This window comes from Acinetobacter sp. 1294596 (assembly GCF_000582925.1).
Taxonomy (GTDB): Bacteria; Pseudomonadota; Gammaproteobacteria; order Pseudomonadales; family Moraxellaceae; genus Acinetobacter; species Acinetobacter radioresistens.
Genome location: NZ_JFCC01000054.1, coordinates 1 through 16,633, shown reverse-complemented (window position 1 = coordinate 16,633; position 16,633 = coordinate 1). Strand labels below are relative to the sequence as shown.

18 protein-coding genes and 3 pseudogenes are annotated in these 16,633 nt (G+C 43.2%); all 21 read right to left on the bottom strand.

Annotated features, from left to right (window positions below; all coding sequences use genetic code 11):
- A pseudogene (locus J502_RS14230) lies at window positions 1-330 on the bottom strand (hypothetical protein); the annotation flags it as partial.
- Complete coding sequence (locus tag J502_RS14225; RefSeq protein ID WP_034680858.1) at window positions 320-745, bottom strand: hypothetical protein; 426 nt, start codon at window positions 743-745, stop codon at window positions 320-322. The gene J502_RS14225 and the pseudogene J502_RS14230, both read right to left, overlap by 11 nt.
- Entirely contained in the window at window positions 745-5,256 is a 4,512-nt protein-coding gene (locus tag J502_RS14220; protein ID WP_034684768.1) for a tape measure protein, read from the bottom strand. Before J502_RS14220 ends, J502_RS14225 begins: the two co-directional genes overlap by 1 nt.
- 85 nt (window positions 5,257-5,341) lie before the next feature.
- Window positions 5,342-5,803, bottom strand: coding sequence for a PH domain-containing protein (locus J502_RS14215; RefSeq protein WP_034684765.1), 462 nt, complete (start codon window positions 5,801-5,803; stop codon window positions 5,342-5,344).
- Window positions 5,804-5,966: 163 nt separating this feature from the next.
- The gene (locus tag J502_RS14210; protein ID WP_005019522.1) at window positions 5,967-6,551 is read right to left on the bottom strand and encodes a hypothetical protein; all 585 of its coding nucleotides are present in this window, start codon (window positions 6,549-6,551) and stop codon (window positions 5,967-5,969) included.
- A 94-nt stretch (window positions 6,552-6,645) separates the two neighbouring features.
- Window positions 6,646-7,218, bottom strand: coding sequence for a hypothetical protein (locus tag J502_RS14205; RefSeq protein WP_005019520.1), 573 nt, complete (start codon window positions 7,216-7,218; stop codon window positions 6,646-6,648).
- Window positions 7,219-7,269: 51 nt separating this feature from the next.
- Window positions 7,270-7,578 carry a hypothetical protein gene (locus J502_RS14200; protein ID WP_005019519.1) on the bottom strand — a complete coding sequence of 103 codons (309 nt, stop codon included), beginning with the start codon at window positions 7,576-7,578 and terminating at the stop codon, window positions 7,270-7,272.
- A gap of 189 nt (window positions 7,579-7,767) precedes the next feature.
- A complete protein-coding gene (locus J502_RS14195) occupies window positions 7,768-8,514 on the bottom strand; it encodes a phage tail tube protein (RefSeq protein WP_005019518.1) in 747 nt (248 codons plus the stop codon).
- On the bottom strand, window positions 8,504-8,704 hold the full coding sequence (locus J502_RS14190; RefSeq protein ID WP_005019516.1) for a hypothetical protein: 201 nt from the start codon (window positions 8,702-8,704) through the stop codon (window positions 8,504-8,506). The genes J502_RS14195 and J502_RS14190 overlap by 11 nt, the downstream gene beginning before the upstream one ends.
- A 9-nt stretch (window positions 8,705-8,713) precedes the next feature.
- On the bottom strand, window positions 8,714-9,142 hold the full coding sequence (locus J502_RS14185; protein ID WP_005019515.1) for a phage tail terminator protein: 429 nt from the start codon (window positions 9,140-9,142) through the stop codon (window positions 8,714-8,716).
- A complete protein-coding gene (locus tag J502_RS14180; RefSeq protein WP_005019514.1) occupies window positions 9,132-9,680 on the bottom strand; it encodes a phage virion morphogenesis family protein in 549 nt (182 codons plus the stop codon). The genes J502_RS14185 and J502_RS14180 overlap by 11 nt, the downstream gene beginning before the upstream one ends.
- Before the next feature lie 9 nt (window positions 9,681-9,689).
- Window positions 9,690-10,130 (bottom strand): gp436 family protein, encoded by a 441-nt coding sequence (locus J502_RS14175; RefSeq protein ID WP_005019513.1) that lies wholly within the window; start codon window positions 10,128-10,130, stop codon window positions 9,690-9,692.
- Between the two features lie 8 nt (window positions 10,131-10,138).
- Complete coding sequence (locus J502_RS14170) at window positions 10,139-10,510, bottom strand: hypothetical protein (protein WP_005019511.1); 372 nt, start codon at window positions 10,508-10,510, stop codon at window positions 10,139-10,141.
- 10 nt (window positions 10,511-10,520) lie between these two features.
- The gene (locus J502_RS14165; RefSeq protein WP_034684763.1) at window positions 10,521-11,600 is read right to left on the bottom strand and encodes a major capsid protein; all 1,080 of its coding nucleotides are present in this window, start codon (window positions 11,598-11,600) and stop codon (window positions 10,521-10,523) included.
- 5 nt (window positions 11,601-11,605) lie between these two features.
- Window positions 11,606-11,980, bottom strand: coding sequence for a hypothetical protein (locus J502_RS14160; protein WP_005019509.1), 375 nt, complete (start codon window positions 11,978-11,980; stop codon window positions 11,606-11,608).
- 3 nt (window positions 11,981-11,983) lie between these two features.
- Window positions 11,984-12,952, bottom strand: a complete 969-nt coding sequence (locus tag J502_RS14155; protein WP_034684760.1) for a hypothetical protein — start codon at window positions 12,950-12,952, stop codon at window positions 11,984-11,986.
- Between the two features lie 120 nt (window positions 12,953-13,072).
- Window positions 13,073-13,456 carry a hypothetical protein gene (locus tag J502_RS14150; RefSeq protein WP_034684758.1) on the bottom strand — a complete coding sequence of 128 codons (384 nt, stop codon included), beginning with the start codon at window positions 13,454-13,456 and terminating at the stop codon, window positions 13,073-13,075.
- A gap of 45 nt (window positions 13,457-13,501) precedes the next feature.
- Window positions 13,502-14,707 (bottom strand): annotated as a pseudogene (locus J502_RS14145) (phage head morphogenesis protein).
- A complete protein-coding gene (locus J502_RS14140; RefSeq protein ID WP_005019499.1) occupies window positions 14,685-14,888 on the bottom strand; it encodes a hypothetical protein in 204 nt (67 codons plus the stop codon). Before J502_RS14140 ends, J502_RS14145 begins: the two are co-directional and overlap by 23 nt.
- The gene (locus tag J502_RS14135; protein ID WP_034684755.1) at window positions 14,888-16,366 is read right to left on the bottom strand and encodes a phage portal protein family protein; all 1,479 of its coding nucleotides are present in this window, start codon (window positions 16,364-16,366) and stop codon (window positions 14,888-14,890) included. Before J502_RS14135 ends, J502_RS14140 begins: the two co-directional genes overlap by 1 nt.
- 14 nt (window positions 16,367-16,380) lie before the next feature.
- A pseudogene (locus tag J502_RS14130) lies at window positions 16,381-16,633 on the bottom strand (terminase); the annotation flags it as partial.

Here is a 16,633-nt window from a genome sequence, read left to right as displayed (position 1 = left end):
ATAGTTTTCAATCCGGTTCTGGGCGGACTTGCGCTCATCAATCCACGACTTTGTACTAAACAGCAAAGCTGAGACATTGGGGTCTTTCGGGTTTTCCGAGATAAAGACCGTAGCGCCCATAAGCAAATCTGTATCATTCGTTGTCACGGCGGGGAACAGTTTACGCAGTGACACATCACCCATGGTGCGGTCCAGCTCACTCACATCATTAAACAGGTTATTGCTCTGGCCATCTTCAATCATCTGGCCAGAGTACTTGCCACCACCATCTTCTGTATCGCTCAGGCGCTCGGACTTATAGAGCACCAGATTTTTAGTTTCAATTGCCACTGTAAAGTTCCCCCACTTCAATAAAACGTAAAGTCACGTTGTAATAGTCATCCTCAGATACAGATGGAATTCCCTTCACTGGAGCAGCTTCCAAAGCCCCGGCTTCATGGTTAAAAATCACATGAAATTCACGTCTGTCGTGCTGATACTCAAAAGCCAGAATGAATTGTTCAGATAAAGCAGACCAGTCTTGAACCGTGCGTAAATCACGGCGTTTGATCCAGCCCATCGTGTTATCTGCCGGTTGCAGCACAATTGAACGACCTGCTTTTTTACGGCCCTCCTGGATAATTAGAGAACCATCAATAGCCCGACTCTGTTTCTGCTCGATGGGCTTCCATTCAAATTCATCAGACCATAAAAAACCGTCCTCAAGCGGGACGGTTTCTGATGTAGACACTCGTATTAATTTCATTAGCTACTCTTTTTTACCCTTTCCAGTTCAGTCAGGAAATCATTAAAACTGCCCTGATTAGCCTCATCCACAGGGACATTAATTGTGCGGCCATTAATAGAGATCTGGTTGATGACAGTACGTGAAGGCTCAGCAGTTGGAGTGCTGGTTTTAGGATAGCTCACGTCCGGGGCCAGATTGTTTACATTGACTCTGGAACCAGTACTGCCCGACTTGCCTGCATATTCCTCCAGCTTTTCCAGCTGCTCGGCAATGAACATGTAGTTGCCGGTCTGTTTCTGGTTGTCGTATGCAGAGACACCATAACGCGCAGCATATTCATGAGAAGCTGAACGGTAATAACCACCTGGACCCTGTTGTGCCGTCTCGAATAGCTCTTTAGCCTTTTGCCTGGCATTACCGCTATATCCCATTTCAGTCAGCTGCTGCTCAATCTCATCAACTGAATAACCATTTTTAGCCATGACTCCAGTTTTAGAGGCTTTGAGCTTACCCTGCATGGCAGTAAGCGCTTCTGACCAGGCTTCAGTAGAGGATTTGGCCTCCTCTCTTGCCACCCGTCCAGCTTCACGGTAGCCATCACCAATGGCACTGGCTGAGCTCTCTACCCGATTATTGGCTTTAGCCCAGTCATCCATGGTTTTGACTACAGCCTGACCGCTATCATCAATCTGGATTTCCAGATTGCGGCCTGCATTTGCAGCATTAGTCGCAGCAATGACACCTGCATCACCTGATGCTGCTGCAGACTGAGCAGCCTTCTCATATGCTTTCTGGATACCTTCAGCAGTCACCTTTCCGCTATCTCTGACAGTGATGTAATCCATCAAAGCCTGTTGAGCAGCAAGCTTTAAATTCTCTTTGGTTTCAATGCCTAGCCGTTTAAATGCTTCTGTCACCGGATCAATATCATCCGGTAGTTCCAAAGCCTGCATCTTGATAGCAATTAGGCCCTGTTCGACTTGGCCCGTTGAAACCTTACCTTGATCACCAAACTCTTTAAGCTTGGACCTTGCGTAATCAATTTCAGCTTGGCTTTTAGCCGTCTGTAACCAGTTCGACCAAGACTGATAAATTATATCTCCTGCCGCTTTACCAGTAATACTTGCAGAAGCCAACTTGCCTTTCAGATCAGTGACATTATTACCCTGCTCAGTAAAGGATTTAGAGACTCGATTTAACGCAACATCGATATCTACCCCAAGCTGCTTGGCTGCAAGAGAAGCTCTCGAATATGCATTTTCTGCCACCTGTCCAGACCCGGAATTAGCTGCATCCAATTCCGCAGCACGTACATTGCGGTTATTGGCGAGTTCCGTTTCCTTCTGGTCAATACCCCGAAGGGAATCTTGTGCAGATTTCAATGCACTTAAATCACCCGTGCGTTTAGCCTCGGCGATCTGTTGTTCCAGAACTGCACGTTCAACGGCGGACTGTTTCTGAAAAGCCAGATATGCCTCATCTGCCTTTTGTAGATTCTCTTTGGCCAGCTTGACAGCTTCTTCCTTTTTGGCTGCATTATCTGCAGCCTGAGCAGCACCCTCCCAAGCTGCCACACTAACCTTGCCTGCCTCACCAACAGTAACAATATATCCCTTGGCCATAAGGTCGGCTTGCATGGTGCCGTCCATGACCCCACCATTAGCTTTAATGGCCGCTTCAGCATATGCCTTTACTGAGGATAATTTCTCAGCATCTAACTTGGCTTTATTGGTGGCATGCTCTTTTTCCCGTGTATCCAGTTCATTCGATTTCTGGATAATAGAATCAATAGCAGTCTGATTACCATCGGCCCTAGCCTGACTCAATTGTTTATCAAGTGCTGTACGCTCTTCACTTAACGCCTTAGACTTTTGATTAAATTCTGTATTTTGAGCCAATAACTGACTTAAGGTTTTTTGATTGCCTGCTACAGCTTCCTGATTTTTCTGCTCTTGAGTTTTAGCAATTTCACCAATTGCTTCTAACCCGGCAGATTTAAATTCCATTGCTCCAGCTGAAAACCTGTCGTAATGCTCCTTAGCCTTAACTCCCATCTCATTCATTTCGGAGATAATTTGTTTTTTAGTATCTCCCCATGTGAACTTTGATTTGAAATTCAGCCAAGCAGCAGCAACGTCATAGAACACGCCTGCAAGCAAATTAGCTACAATCCTAACTGCATCAAAACCATCCTCAATGAAACCCAAGGCAACATTAATAGCTTGCAAGGTTTTAGTGAAGCCATTGGTCTTATCATTAGCTGTATCTATACCACTTGAAAAATCAAAAACATCACCCAGAAGAATGTTTAAAAGTCCAGATGTTACTTCAAACCCCTCACCTACTGTTGAGACCAGAGTTTTCAAAGTTTCATATGCACTAGAAAGTGCAGCCTTCATAGCCTCGATAGTTGCCGGATCAATTTTTTTAAGCTGATCACCGACCCAGATAAAACCATTACCAATATCGCTTAAAAGCCTTTCAACGACATCCATATTGTCAGCAATAGTTACCAGCCATTGTGCAACTGTTGCAGATGCGCCAGTGGACTGATCCATGGTACCAATCAGGATTTGCCATTGGGTCTGGATACGCTGTAATGCATTACCTATCGTAGTCGGAAACTTATTGTAGTCAGCTTCAATTGCAGCGGATTGTTTCTGTAAGGCCTTGATTACGCGCTCAGCAGATAACTCGCCGTTTTCTGCCATAGTACGTAACTCACCTGTAGTCACACCAAGGGATTGGGCCAAGGCTTTAGAAATTCCTGGAGCCTGTTCCATGATTGAGTTGAACTCATCACCACGGAGTACTCCAGATTGCAGTGCCTGGGTAAACTGGACAATAGCATCTTCACTGGCCTGTGCTGATCCACCTCCTGTTTGAATTGCCATATTGATGGTTTTTACCAGATCCAGACTTTGCTGCTGGGTCATTCCCATCTGTTTACCAACATCATTCACCTTGGTAAACAGGCTGGCAGTAGCTTCCAAGCTTGAATTGGTAGCAAGTGCCACTTGATGCACACCAGTCATAGCTTGCTGAAAGTTACCACCTTCGCTGGTTGCAATATTGATTCGTGCTGAAAGAGTAGTATACGAATCCGCTGCCTGAGCAATTTCTCTCACACCGATACCAATACCAACGGCGGCCATAGCTCCCGCAAGAGCAGTCGCTGCAAACTTGGCTACACCCATCCCTTTAGAAAGATTGGAAATACCCGAATTTGCTTTTTCTGCTGCCGGTTCAACACTGTGAAGTTCACTTTTGAGCTTCTCAATCTGTTGCTCGGTAATTCTGGTAACACGCTCAACTTCTTCAGCCGGTAATTTACTATTGGCTTTAAAGTCCTCTAGCTTTCGCTCAAGCGCAGTAATGGCATCATTGATGACTGTTGGTGGTTTAATGCCTAGGGCTTCATAGATTTCATGTCCGGTCTGCTTTGCGCTGGTTGTAGCCTTATCTGCACTGGTCGATACACTACGCATTGCAGAAGATGCTTGGGTATCAAAATCTGCAAATGCTGCTTTAGTCAGATCAACTGCCTGTTCAAGACCTTTGACCTTTTCTCCTGCAGCCTTAATTTCCTCAAGAGTGACAGCTTCGCTACTTTGTTCTAATGCAGAGAAAGCATTCTTTGCTGCCAGCAGCTCACTTTCAAGCGTATTAATACTGCTGGTACCAATAGTGCCAATTCGCTCAATTTCTTTGGTACTGAGATTGGCTCCCTCACCCATTGACTGAATTGCACGGGTCGCAGTCTGAGCTTCACCTACTACTTGACCAAGATCTACCGAGCTAAAACGTTGCAACTGATTAATTGAAGACTGTGTGGCGTTGTCCACGCCACGCATAGCATTTATGGCAACGTCCTGATAGTAATTAAAAGCACTGGACGTTTCTTTAATAGCATCTTCAATACTTAAAACACGCTGCTTAGCGATTTCAATATCTTTTAAGGTGCCATCCGTACTTTGCAACCGAACCACTTCAGCTTGAGCAGCTTTTAGTGCCGAGTTAAGTTCATTGAGACCTTGTTCACCAGTGCTCGACATTGAGCGTAACTCACCAGCACTGATAACTGACTTATCACCAAGAGCTTCAATTTCTTTGGCAGCTGTAAAGAATTTGGTACCCAGCAGTTCTGCAAGTTGAAGCGCATCACCTGGAACGGCTTCACCGATTTCAAAGCCTGCCTTATTTGCCTTATTCGCTGTATCTTGAAGTTCACTACCCAAGCCATCAATCTTGCTGGCAGCCTGAACAGCCCGTCCTTCAAGTTCACCAGCCGCCTGAGATACTTCACTCAGTTTTCCTTTAGCTTGATCTGCTTTTTTCTGCAAATCAGCAGGAACTATTTTTCCAACTTCCTGAGCTGCTTCTGCAGATGCAGCCTTCAGTTTTTCAGATTCCTGTTTTATTGCGGCATAAATGGCCTTAGTGACACTTTCAGATTCCTTAATATTCGATACATAATTTTTAGTATCAGCTTCCATCACAAGCTTAAAAATTAATTCTTTACCGGCCATATTTTTACTCGCAATAAAAAACCCACCAAATGGTGGGTTAGATGAAGATATTACAAAGCACATTCAGGTGCTTTTATTAAATTATTTAAGGTTTTCTCTGATTTGAGTCATCAAGTTCATCAAGAAAATTATTTACTTGCTGCCTAAATTCCAATGGTCTTGCAATATAAGGAATTGGAGCATGTGAACCGCCAGTACCTTTTATAACGATAGAACCAAAATTAAAAATGCGTCCTAGAATTCCTTGATCTACTCCTAGACTTTCTACACGATTAGCCTTCAACTCAATTGTATTTCTGCGTATTAATCCAGATTTTGCAATAATACGTCTATTTGTTAATGCCAACTCTGTGGTTAAAACATGGATAGCGGCAATTGCTATTAAAATTAAACCAATGAAAAAAGGCACTCCATTTTTAGAACCAAGCGAAGATAAAATGAACAATCCACCGAAGAATAAGTACCAGAATTGCGATAGCCATGTAACTTGAGCTTTAATAATTATTCTTTCATCTCTAGCTAAGTTTTGTTCTATGTAGCTCCCCATGTAACCCTCTTATAAGTGTTGGTCTATTGTAAGCATACTAATATTTGCTCATTTCTTTATCAACCAATAGTTAAAGAGTGTTTTATGCACTTAAGATTATTTATAAATGGTCTAAATTATCGCAATGTGAAAGAACATCCGTGTTCACTTATATCTCTTTATTCTATGCACTCATGTTCATGTCCATCAGGTATTTCTCTGCCTGTGCATGAGTAATCGAAATCAAACTGCATCTACAACCTTCTTGCGGTCTGCTCCAATGCTCAACAGCCTGTTCCTGAAACTCCTTATCAAGAATATTAAATATTTTGCTACTGAAACTCTTACAAGTTTCTGGGGTATGGTCATCAATGATAGGGGCCCATAATAAATAGCTCGAATTCTTATCCTTGCTATGCTCATAAATATCTTTAACGACCAGACAGTTAAAAACAAACATCTGCCTGTTGGCAAACCAGGAGCGATAGTCACGACTGTTTTCCAGAAGTGTCCAGTTCACATGAGGTCGAATATGATCAGGGACTAAAGAAATATATCTTTCAGCAAATTTCTTGAATAAAATTCTATTGCTTTTAAGCTTCTCATTATCAAGATGACTCAGGAGGTCTAGTATCTCATGCTTAAAAAACTTTGAGTCGGCACCGCATGCCACACCCATATTCACTAACTCTCTCTGCTCGTCACTGCTGAATGAGTTAAACCATTTCTTATATGCTGCTTTACTTTCCGCTGTTAATACTCTTTTCATGATTAAGCTCAAGTGCACTTTTATAATGCAGACCATTCTAGTCGGGAAAGGTAAATTTAATTATGTGAAATTGTTAATTAATTCACAATAATTATTATTTTAGCTCATCAAGAAACTTCTTTAGTTCTTTAGCAGATGCATGCTGAGCAGATCTCACCACACTGGTCAGGGCTGCAAGCTTATTCCGGTAATCCTTTTGGGCTGATTTTAAATACTCACTGTAAGCACCATAAGTCATATTCATGATTTCGGTATGAGTATGACCAGCACTGATCAGCAACTGGAATGAGTCAAACCAGGTTGAATCATTGTCTTTTGCTGCCTGCTTTTTATTACGGCGTTTAGGCTGATCTTCTTTAAAGTAAGCGCCGTTGACCTGTAGTACTGCTGATAAAACTTCTTTAAATTGCTGTTCGGATGTTGTGGCTAGATCAATCAAACTAGCTACTGGAAGCCTGGTGGCCAGACTGCATATACTCAGCACTTCAATTGAATGAGCCTTAAAAAGTTGAGTCAAAACTTCATCTGAATAATCTTTTTCCTTTAAGAAGCCTTTTATCTTTTCGGCATGTACCGCCCATTGGTCAAAATCTTTCATCTGGATCTGATGGACTTCAACATCATTCACTGTGATAGAGCGATTAGCTGCTAGAAAAAAATCATTCATGATGGAATCTCAAAGTAAAGTTCAGGAAATAAAAAAGCACCCGAAGGTGCTTCATCTGTATTGGTTTAATATCTCTTGCAATTTGAACTCTATCTGTGAATCGCTCAGCTTAGGTAACTTTATCAGTTTCTCTATATCATCTTGAACTTGGTAAACAAAATAAAGGGTGGATCCCTTATCGTATTTGATTACTAACCCATTGCCCTGCAAATTTCTTATTCTTTCATTTATCTCTGGTTGTTCACCTGCCAAAACCAAAGTATAAAAAGAACCCTTTTTTGATAAGAAAAAGGCAAACTTGGTCAAGGCCATTGCGTGCAGATAAAAATCTTGCACTTCCTGATATAGCGCTGGTGTCATTTAATAAATCCAATCAACACTGAAGGTCAGTTTTTACCTTTAAAAACCGTACCATACAGGTTAATAGAATACTTTTTATCCACCCAAAAGAAAAGATATCCAAAGGTATTAAACGATAAACAGGCACAAAAAAAGACGCTCATGCGTCCCTGTGCCTGCATTTTTGGATTTAGTTACTCAGCTTTAGTATCAAGCTGCTACATTAAAACGATCAATGTGGCCAAACATGCTAAGTTCAGCATCATTTACCTTGGTAATGTCAGCCAGACATTCGCCCTCAATATCGTAACTAGAGAAATCCTCATTGATCAGATCAAATTCTGTTTCCGGTGAAAACTCCACACGCCATAAGGTCACGGCAACCTTATCCCCTTTATAGGTATCAACACCTTTAAAGAAGAAGCGGTATTCATTGCCGATATCGTTTGCAATCGCCGTACGTGTTAATTTTCCGGCTTTACCTGACCACTTAACGTCACCAGTCGGTGCAATATTAAAAATCACTGTACCGAATGCCGAATCGAGTACATAGGTATTGGCATCAATATCTGTATCAGCGCCGTCTTTAAACTTAACTTCTGACAGATTACGCTCACCCAGATCAATCATAGTCCCAGCTTCAACAGTACCTAGTGAGCGATCAGCGATAGTGCTTGCAGATACTTCAGTAACTTTACCACTCATCACCATGGCAAGATTTTGCTTGGTTACCTCTTCCAGGGTGCCGCTTACAGATACTCCTGTCTGCTTTCGCAGTACTGCATCTTTCGTACGAAAACCTGTTTTTGACTCATAGTGATCGGTCGAATCCGAAGTGATTTGAAGCTGCAGGGCTGGCATACTTCCTACTGGAAACATACCTGATACCGCACCATTAATAATTTTAGCCAGGAACAGTTCACCCTGTAACGAAATAACGTCTGGTTTATTTCCCATCTGCTTTTACCTCTTTTGTAGTTTTTGCTGCAGCTGGTTTCGACTCTTCAGAGGGCTTTTCTATTTCTACCTCCTTGATCGTACCTGCATCTAATTGCTGTCGGATTTCAGCATCGGTGAGTCCACCCACGAAATCCCCTTTTTTGAAACGCCCTAATGGTTGTTGGGCTACATATTGCTTTGCTGCCATGACTGGCTCCTAGATAAACATTTTGGATTCAAACACCAAAGTGATATAGACGCATGTTGGAGAGTAGTCCTCTTCAACTGCAATCAGGTTTAAAGGTCGTGCACTTGAAGCAGGCTGCCAACCTGATAATAATTCCAGGACTTGTTGCGTTAGTGCACCAGCACGATCCAGAACTGCAGAGCCATCATTAAGCTGTGCCGAAGCATGACGCTCAACCACCGTAACTTCCCATTGCTGGGCCAGCATGTTCATTGATGACTTTGCAACATCATCCAGCTTTCGGATACGGCGGTAATAGACCTGAGCATTTGCTGTAACCTGTGATAGCTCTGTAACATTTGCAGAGTTGGCCGGGGTATAAATCTTTTTAAGACCTGAAATCCCGTTGAGTTTCTCTGCAATTTCATCGCGCACCGCAAAGAAGTTTTTATCGCTCATCAGTTAAATGCTCCACGATATCATTTAATACATCCTGCTCATCCTGTTCGGTTAAACCCAAAAATGGACGGGCTGGCATATTGATGATATAAGCCTTACCCATAGATTCCTGCATGAAGTTAGAACGGGATTTACGGACAAATCTGTTACCCACCGTACCATCACGTCCCTGACGAAAATAGGTACGACGCATTCTGGCTTCATGACGTATTTCACCACCGAAGTGATGAATTGCGCCATAAATCACGTCAGTACCAATTTCTACTCCACTCTGCAGCACGTTATGAGTAATGGAATCCATCAGCCGTGAAGTCTTACGCAAAGTGGTACCGCCTTCACGTTTAACTCGGCCAGACAAACGCCATTTCCCTTCAAGTCCTTCGCCCTGCGTCCATCTATTACGGATATTGCTTACTATTGTTTGGCCAATCGTATCGAACAGTCTCTGTTGTGTTTCTTCAAAACCTGAAAGACGATGAAGTGCTTGCATTACTGCTGACTCACCATCAGCATCGATCTTTATTACAACCCCAGCCATACCTCCTCCTTATTTAAATGAAGGCATCTTGTCTAGCGTTTCATCACCAAACACGCCTCCTACATAACTGGTTCCGATGGGCATTGTGGTAGGCCGGCCCTTAGGCTGATCATCTACAATTTCATTGGTTGCGGCCTGGATCTGTAGGTGTGCTTTTTCGTCTTGTACCCGTTCAAGAAATTTAATCGCATCCTTATAACGGTTACGTACTTCTTCAGTGGGTTGCTGGTAATAAAGCCGGTAACGGGCAATATCACAGGCCATGCGGTTCAGATTACTGGGCACATTGGGAAGAGGCAGAGGATAACGGCCACCGATATAACCGTTAATCTCTTCTGCCGCATCCTGAAGTGCTTCATTGATAGAAGCTGCTGCATCTGCATGCATCAGCTTTAGTTCTTCAATGTCATCAGCAAACCGCTTCACCATGTCTGCTTCTGTTGCGTACATAGATCACCTTACTTGGCTGCATCAGCGCCCTGTTCAGCTGGCTTGTCACTAGCCTTAGACTTAGACGCTGGCTTAGCCTTTTCAAGCTCAGCCACTTTTGCCTTAAGTTCAGCAATTTCCTGCTCAGCCTTGGCTTTATCAGCAGCAGCGGTCTGATTGGCTTCAGTTAAAGTAGTATTTTCTGCTGTCAGCTCTGTATTAGCCTTTTCAAGCTCAGCCAGACGTGCTGCGGTACCATCTGCTTTAGGCTCTTCCGGCTCCTGATATTCTTCAATAGCGCCAGATGCTAAAAGGGCCTGAAGTTGTTTAGCTTCAAGCCCTTTGATTTCATCACCTGGCATAAAATGCCCGATGGATTGTTTTGCTGTGTACTTCGGCATTTAAGCCTCCTTATAGAGTAATGAAGCCACGGCCACCAACAACGCCGTTTTTGTTAGAAGGAACAACCAAAGGAGCAGATTCAGTCATCAGCATAATGCCGCTTGGATCTTCACAGTACCATTGACGGTCAAAGTACTGCTGAGCCACGCCATTAGCGGTCATGTTCTTAATCTTGCAATGGGCCACTGAACCATTGGTATCCGAGATCAGACTGAAATAATCTTTCTCAATGAAGCGGTTCACCTTACCCTTATGACGGTAGGTTGCATCGTAAACCCAGAACTCTACTCCATCAAAAGTACCTTTCAATGTCGGTTTCTGGCTTACACCGAAGCTTGGTACAACTGGTACAGAGATCCCTGCATACGGTGTCACAAATTCCTTTTTGAAATCTGCATCATTCCATAAGGCCTGCCACACCAGACCAGACATCAGCGCCATTTTTGCTTCACCACCATCTGCTTCGAGCTGACGTTCCAGCATACGGCGGATATCATCCACCGGCTTGGCACCTGCCTGTCCCCATGCTACAAGTGGCGTGTAATTTAGGGATGCATCACGCTCATAATCAACCAGGTTATATTCATAATCATCAGAATGCAGCAGATATTTGCCATTTTTCAGAAGATCAATGGCCATCATTAGAACCGAGTTATCAATCGCGTCATGGTTGCGTTTCATGACAGCAATTTGAGAAATCACTATCTTTTCCTGTTCAGAGAGCTGCTGGTTACCGGTAGAGATAATCCCCGCAGTGCGTAAACGCTCTAACAAGGCAATTTCAAAAGTATCTGCAGCAGTCACCTGATTTTTAGGTTTGTAGTATGCCGGTTTAACATTAGTTACTTTTGCAGACTGAGTAGTTTCAAATGGCTTACCTGGCTGATTTGGTGATACCAGCGGGGCCAGATCATGATCAGCAGAAAGCTCAGCTAGTGGCACATCATCCCGGGTAAACAGTGGACAGTTTGGAAACAGGCGATCTAGCAGCCATGTATCCATTGGACGGTAATTGCTATGAATGAGAGCAAGCTCACCCACATCCAGAAGTTCAAGTGGAGTACCGTCAATATTAAAAGACTGTGGCATGTTGATTACACCTTAGAAAGTTCGATTTTGTTTTTGGTTGCTTTGGCACGGGCAGCATCATATTTCGCCTTGTCCAGCAACGCCCCATTTAAAGACACGGCCTCAACGTTAAATACGCCGCCGTAGTACATTGGAATTTCTATCCCTTCAGCCGCTTTAATGGTTGCTTCGGCTGCGGTAACGTTCTGGCCACAGATCACATCCCAGGATGATTCATCTGCAGCATGAGTCAGTACATTGTCATCAGATAGTGTCAGTAAATCGCCGTAATTGTAGGCGGTACCTGCAGTTACCTTGCCATTGGCACGGCGCAGCTTTTCATTGTCGAGTACCAGTTTACGTGTAGTAAGTGATACCGGTGGAATATAGTGAATAGGCATAAATTATTTTCCCTTGTTTTGTTCAGCGAAGGCTTTCGCACCTGCTGTGAATTGATGTTCCTTGTTACCGCCCGATCCGCCTTGTCCACCAGTAGCCTGATGATTGAACAGGTAGTTCAACGCAGGATTTACACTTGGTGTTTGTTGTTGCTGCTGGCCAGCTGGTGGCTGCTGTCCACCTGTAGAAAACTGTCGAAGCTGCTTTGCAGTAAAGGCAAAGACGGAATCATCCATATTGGTATATGCAGTTTTATCTTCAGCACTGAATTGTGTTTTAAGCTCTGTTTCTAAAGCTGCAATCTCATCAGCACGTTTCTGGGCTTTAAACTGTTTCAGCTCTTCTAGCGCATCATCACGCTCCTTTTCTGCCTGCTGTTTGGCCTGTTGTGCTTTTTCTAGTTCGGTCACGTCTGTGTCCTCTTTGGTTGGGTTTGAATTGGCTTTGCCTGAGAAGGCTTCAATAGTGGTTTGAGTGTCCGCACCCACCCCACAAATTGTGATTTCATGCACTCGCACATTTCGGAATACATGCAATGGACCAGTAAATTGCTGCCCATTTACTTCAACTGTTTTACCTGGTGCAATTTCTTCAATGGATTCTGGATCAGCCCACCATGACATTTGGAATGGATATTCCTCATCGATGTCTTGCACGATTTCTTTAGCTTTTGCATTGCTAAGAAAATGACCTTTTGCCCTAAAGGTTTGGTTGATTTCATATGAAGTGGCTACACCGACACGCTTACCACCAAAATGTTCTTCAACTAAACCAGTTTTAGCTTTTAACTGTAATCCTTGGAGGTCAATCACCACACCTGAGCGACCCCAGTAATAGTGATTGTCGATACGACCACCGCTATATACTTCTGCTTCAAATGTTCGGCGCTTTGTTTCACCATCTTCCATTGTAGTGATCGGAACATTTACAGCAGTAAACTTACAGCGCAAATGCTCCTGATTTAGTTCAGGCATTTTTCATGCTCCATAAAAAAACCTCTGTTTCGAGAACAGAGGTTTACAATTCAATGATATATGTTGGTAGTTTTTAGAGATTAGTTCAGAGAGTGAGGTTGATATATAAACGAAATCAGCTTAGTTATGTGCCTGTCTAATACTTTGAATTTTATAATTTAATGATAATCCTCCATTTCCAAAATTAAGGTTTAATGATTGATTAGCCTGAAGAGGAAGTGCTTCTAAAGTGTTATCAGGTAGGCTTTTAAAACAAGGATTAACTGTAACCAAGTATTTATCTTTGTCATCAGGACATAAATGTAGACGACAACTGTCAAAATCACAGATTTGGACAGAGTAATCAGTCATATAACCAGTATAACCTTCTGTTAGAGTAGCTCTTCCACCTATAAAATCAGATAAAAAATTAACTGGTCTATCGCTTTCAACTACAATACTCAGATCGTTTTGAGTATCTTTATTCTCCGTACCCTCTTGTATTAAAAAAAGAAAATACTTCATTCCTACCTCATGTAAACTATTATTTTAGTGAACACAATCTATATACTAGGTAGAAATCCTTTTCAATATGTAAAATATTTCGTCACTCACTATTTGCCTTGAAACTACCTGAAAAGATATGCCTAAGGGAAACAGTACGCCTTGCCCTGCATTTAACTTTTCCAGATCAATGCCTAAACCTTTAGCATTTTCAATCTGAATCACAATATTTGAAGCAGAACCTGCAAGCAGTAACGGCGCATCCAATGTAATGACCTTACCTACCTCCAATGATGCAGCGTAGGCTAGTGAAGCTGATCCAGCCACTGTAGTTGCACTATTCGATGCCACTGCCTGTAGCCTGCCTAAATCCTCCTTCAACCAGCGTTTAAGCACTTCCTCAGCCAGAGTAATAGGGGGCTGCTTTAACTGCGCCGTAAGAACTTAATCATTACCCTGTACATAGTTCAAAAAAGTACGAATCGCACTTGGCCGGATATCTGGATCAAGTGGAATCACTGTATTGGCCACCACATCAAATAAGTCCCGAGTCTTATCATCCATTGGAGCAAATAAACTGGCCAACTTTTTACTTGCTGTCCACTCGGCCTTGATGATCTCTTTCTGCTCCAGCAAAAATGCTTTATTCAGGTCAGAATCCAGAATCTTCTGGTCCACCAGACCTGATAGATCGCCATAGGTCATTGGACTGGTACTCCAGCCCATCTCCTCAGCCACCTCCGGTAGCTGATCATCTGGCGTAATACCGTATTTTTCCGCCTGCTTTTCAGTTAATGCAATCACTGTACAGCGACACATGAAGCCCCACGGCGGGTAATACATGAGCCAGAATGGATCATCGATATGACGGATAATCCGGTTCAATGCCAAGTGACTTGGACGGACCCGGCTATCATCGATAGCTGAATACATCAGGTATGGTCGCTTGTCTCTATTGCGTTGCTGCTGTTGCCAGCGCCCATGACTATACGCCGTCTGAATATTGGTACGAAAAACGTTCTTGAGATAAGGCTCACTTAGCTTGATCTCATTTTCAGCGACCAGTTTCTTAAAGTCCTCAAATGTCGAGCCATCTGCAATAGCCTTGTTTACAGCGGCTATCACAGTCTGGATCTGTTCTATGCTCGATAAAAAACTGACCGTGGTGGCCAGTTGTCGTGTCTTGAGATCCAGAGAGTAAAACTCATCAGGCAATACGATTTTACGAGACCGGGCAAACTGTAAGGCCTCAAGAAATGTGACTGGTTGCATTGGCGGAATCCTTACTATAAACATGCCTTGCATTCAGCCAAAGCTTGAAATATTCATCACGAACATCAAAGTAATGGCCCAATTTCTTACGCTGATATATTGAGAATTCATCGAAAACCAGTCCACAATATTTGGTGCAAAACTCTTCAAACTCATCATATAACGTCTGAATATCTTCCATCACTTCCCTCCACTCGCCATCACATACCCTAGTACATCACCTGCATATAAAGCCCGCTCAAGATTCGCCGTGAACTGCGACTGACTGGCCTCAGGCATGATCTGCATCAGATTAAAGGCTAGCTCTTCAGGAGTTGTACTCTTCTGCAGAAGCTCATTTACCTGGGCATTGCTTAAGAGTTCCATGTTTCGCTGTGCATCAGTCAGCTCTTCTACTTCCTGCTGTTCAGGTGATAGCTTTCTGGTAGTTGCTGCAAAGCTAAAGGCTTTATGGGGTAGTGCATTGAATTGCTGTATTGGAGTGATATCTGAAGCTACCCCAACCTTGAAATGCTCAGGCTTGATACCGTAGGTTTCAATGATGTACTTGTCATTAAACTGCACACCCAGATCCTTAAGCTTCAAGTCCCGCTCGACCACTTTGACATTGAGGTCCTGTTCACCACCTAGAATGATCGTATGCTTATCAAATCCATTGAGGATACAAAGAGCATCAATCAACTCCTGGACTGTCGGTGAAATCATGCGTAAGTCAGAATTACGTTTATCCATTCTGACTTCATTGTGCACCACTCCAAGTGCCTTACTGCCACCACCGTCATTCTCAGATGTCATTGTTTGGCCGAGAACCACTTTCTGCACACGTCGGACCATGACCTTATCAAAAGCTTCAAATGCAGAAGCACCTGCATCAGAGAAGTTAGTTCCCACTGTAGTTACTTCATCTTCTGCAGGAATTGATAAGATCGATTGTGCATGAGCATTCAGTAAAGCAGCGGTCATCGCATCAATATCTTGCTGCTTACGATTCTGACCACCCACCTTACCGATTAATAACGGCGAACCAAATCGTTCCAGGAACTTCACCCAAAATTTAGTGGAGCTAGTTTTAAAGTACCAGATCCAATATAGCTTGGTGAGTAATGCTTCCCCATAAGGCTGCTTATAAGATGGTTTACGCCGTGTCAGAAAAAACTTGAGCGGATAAGTTTTAAATACATTTACTTCAGCACTGGACTGGGGCTTACGGAAGATCAGCTCACCATTATTTTTAGGCTCAAACCATTCCAGCGGCTTGACCATAATATCGGCAAGGGTAAACCGGTTATTCTCATCAATCTTGTAGTTAGCTTCCAAAACTGAGTAACCGTAGGGACACGCTTCCCAAGCACCTGATACAATTTCAAAATGCCATTTGGTAAAAAGCTCTTTTAAGAAAATGGTCTGTTTACCATGATCTTCTATGAATCGCCACGGCGCATTTAAAACTGCATCAAGCCGGGTTTCCATTGCCTGTGATATTTCATCATCCGTCATTAAGACCGAAAGACGTTGCCGAGAAAGTCCAGCTTGACGCAATACCTCATCCACATCAGCGGCTCGTCCCATAGCAAAAGCAAGATTCTCTACCGCTACACTGGTCATTAAGCCTGCTGATTTTGGCTTTGTCTCTTTCTGTTTGTTTTTGGATTTTGCCATATTAAAAACCTTGTTTAGAATCTGCGTGTACCACCTCCACCTGGTATTAATCGGGCAGGCGGCCTTATGTCACTAAAGCAAATCATGACACCGTCAGCGCGGTTCGGAGACAGTGCACCATCGGGTTGTTTATTCACTAAAATCTTGCCAGCACCATTCTTGCTATAGGTAGGCTGTGACAGCTCTCGTTTAAGTTGTTCAAGCTCTTGCTTGTTTATATCTTTGGTTGACAGTGAAATAAGACTATCGGGGTCATACTGCATTCCC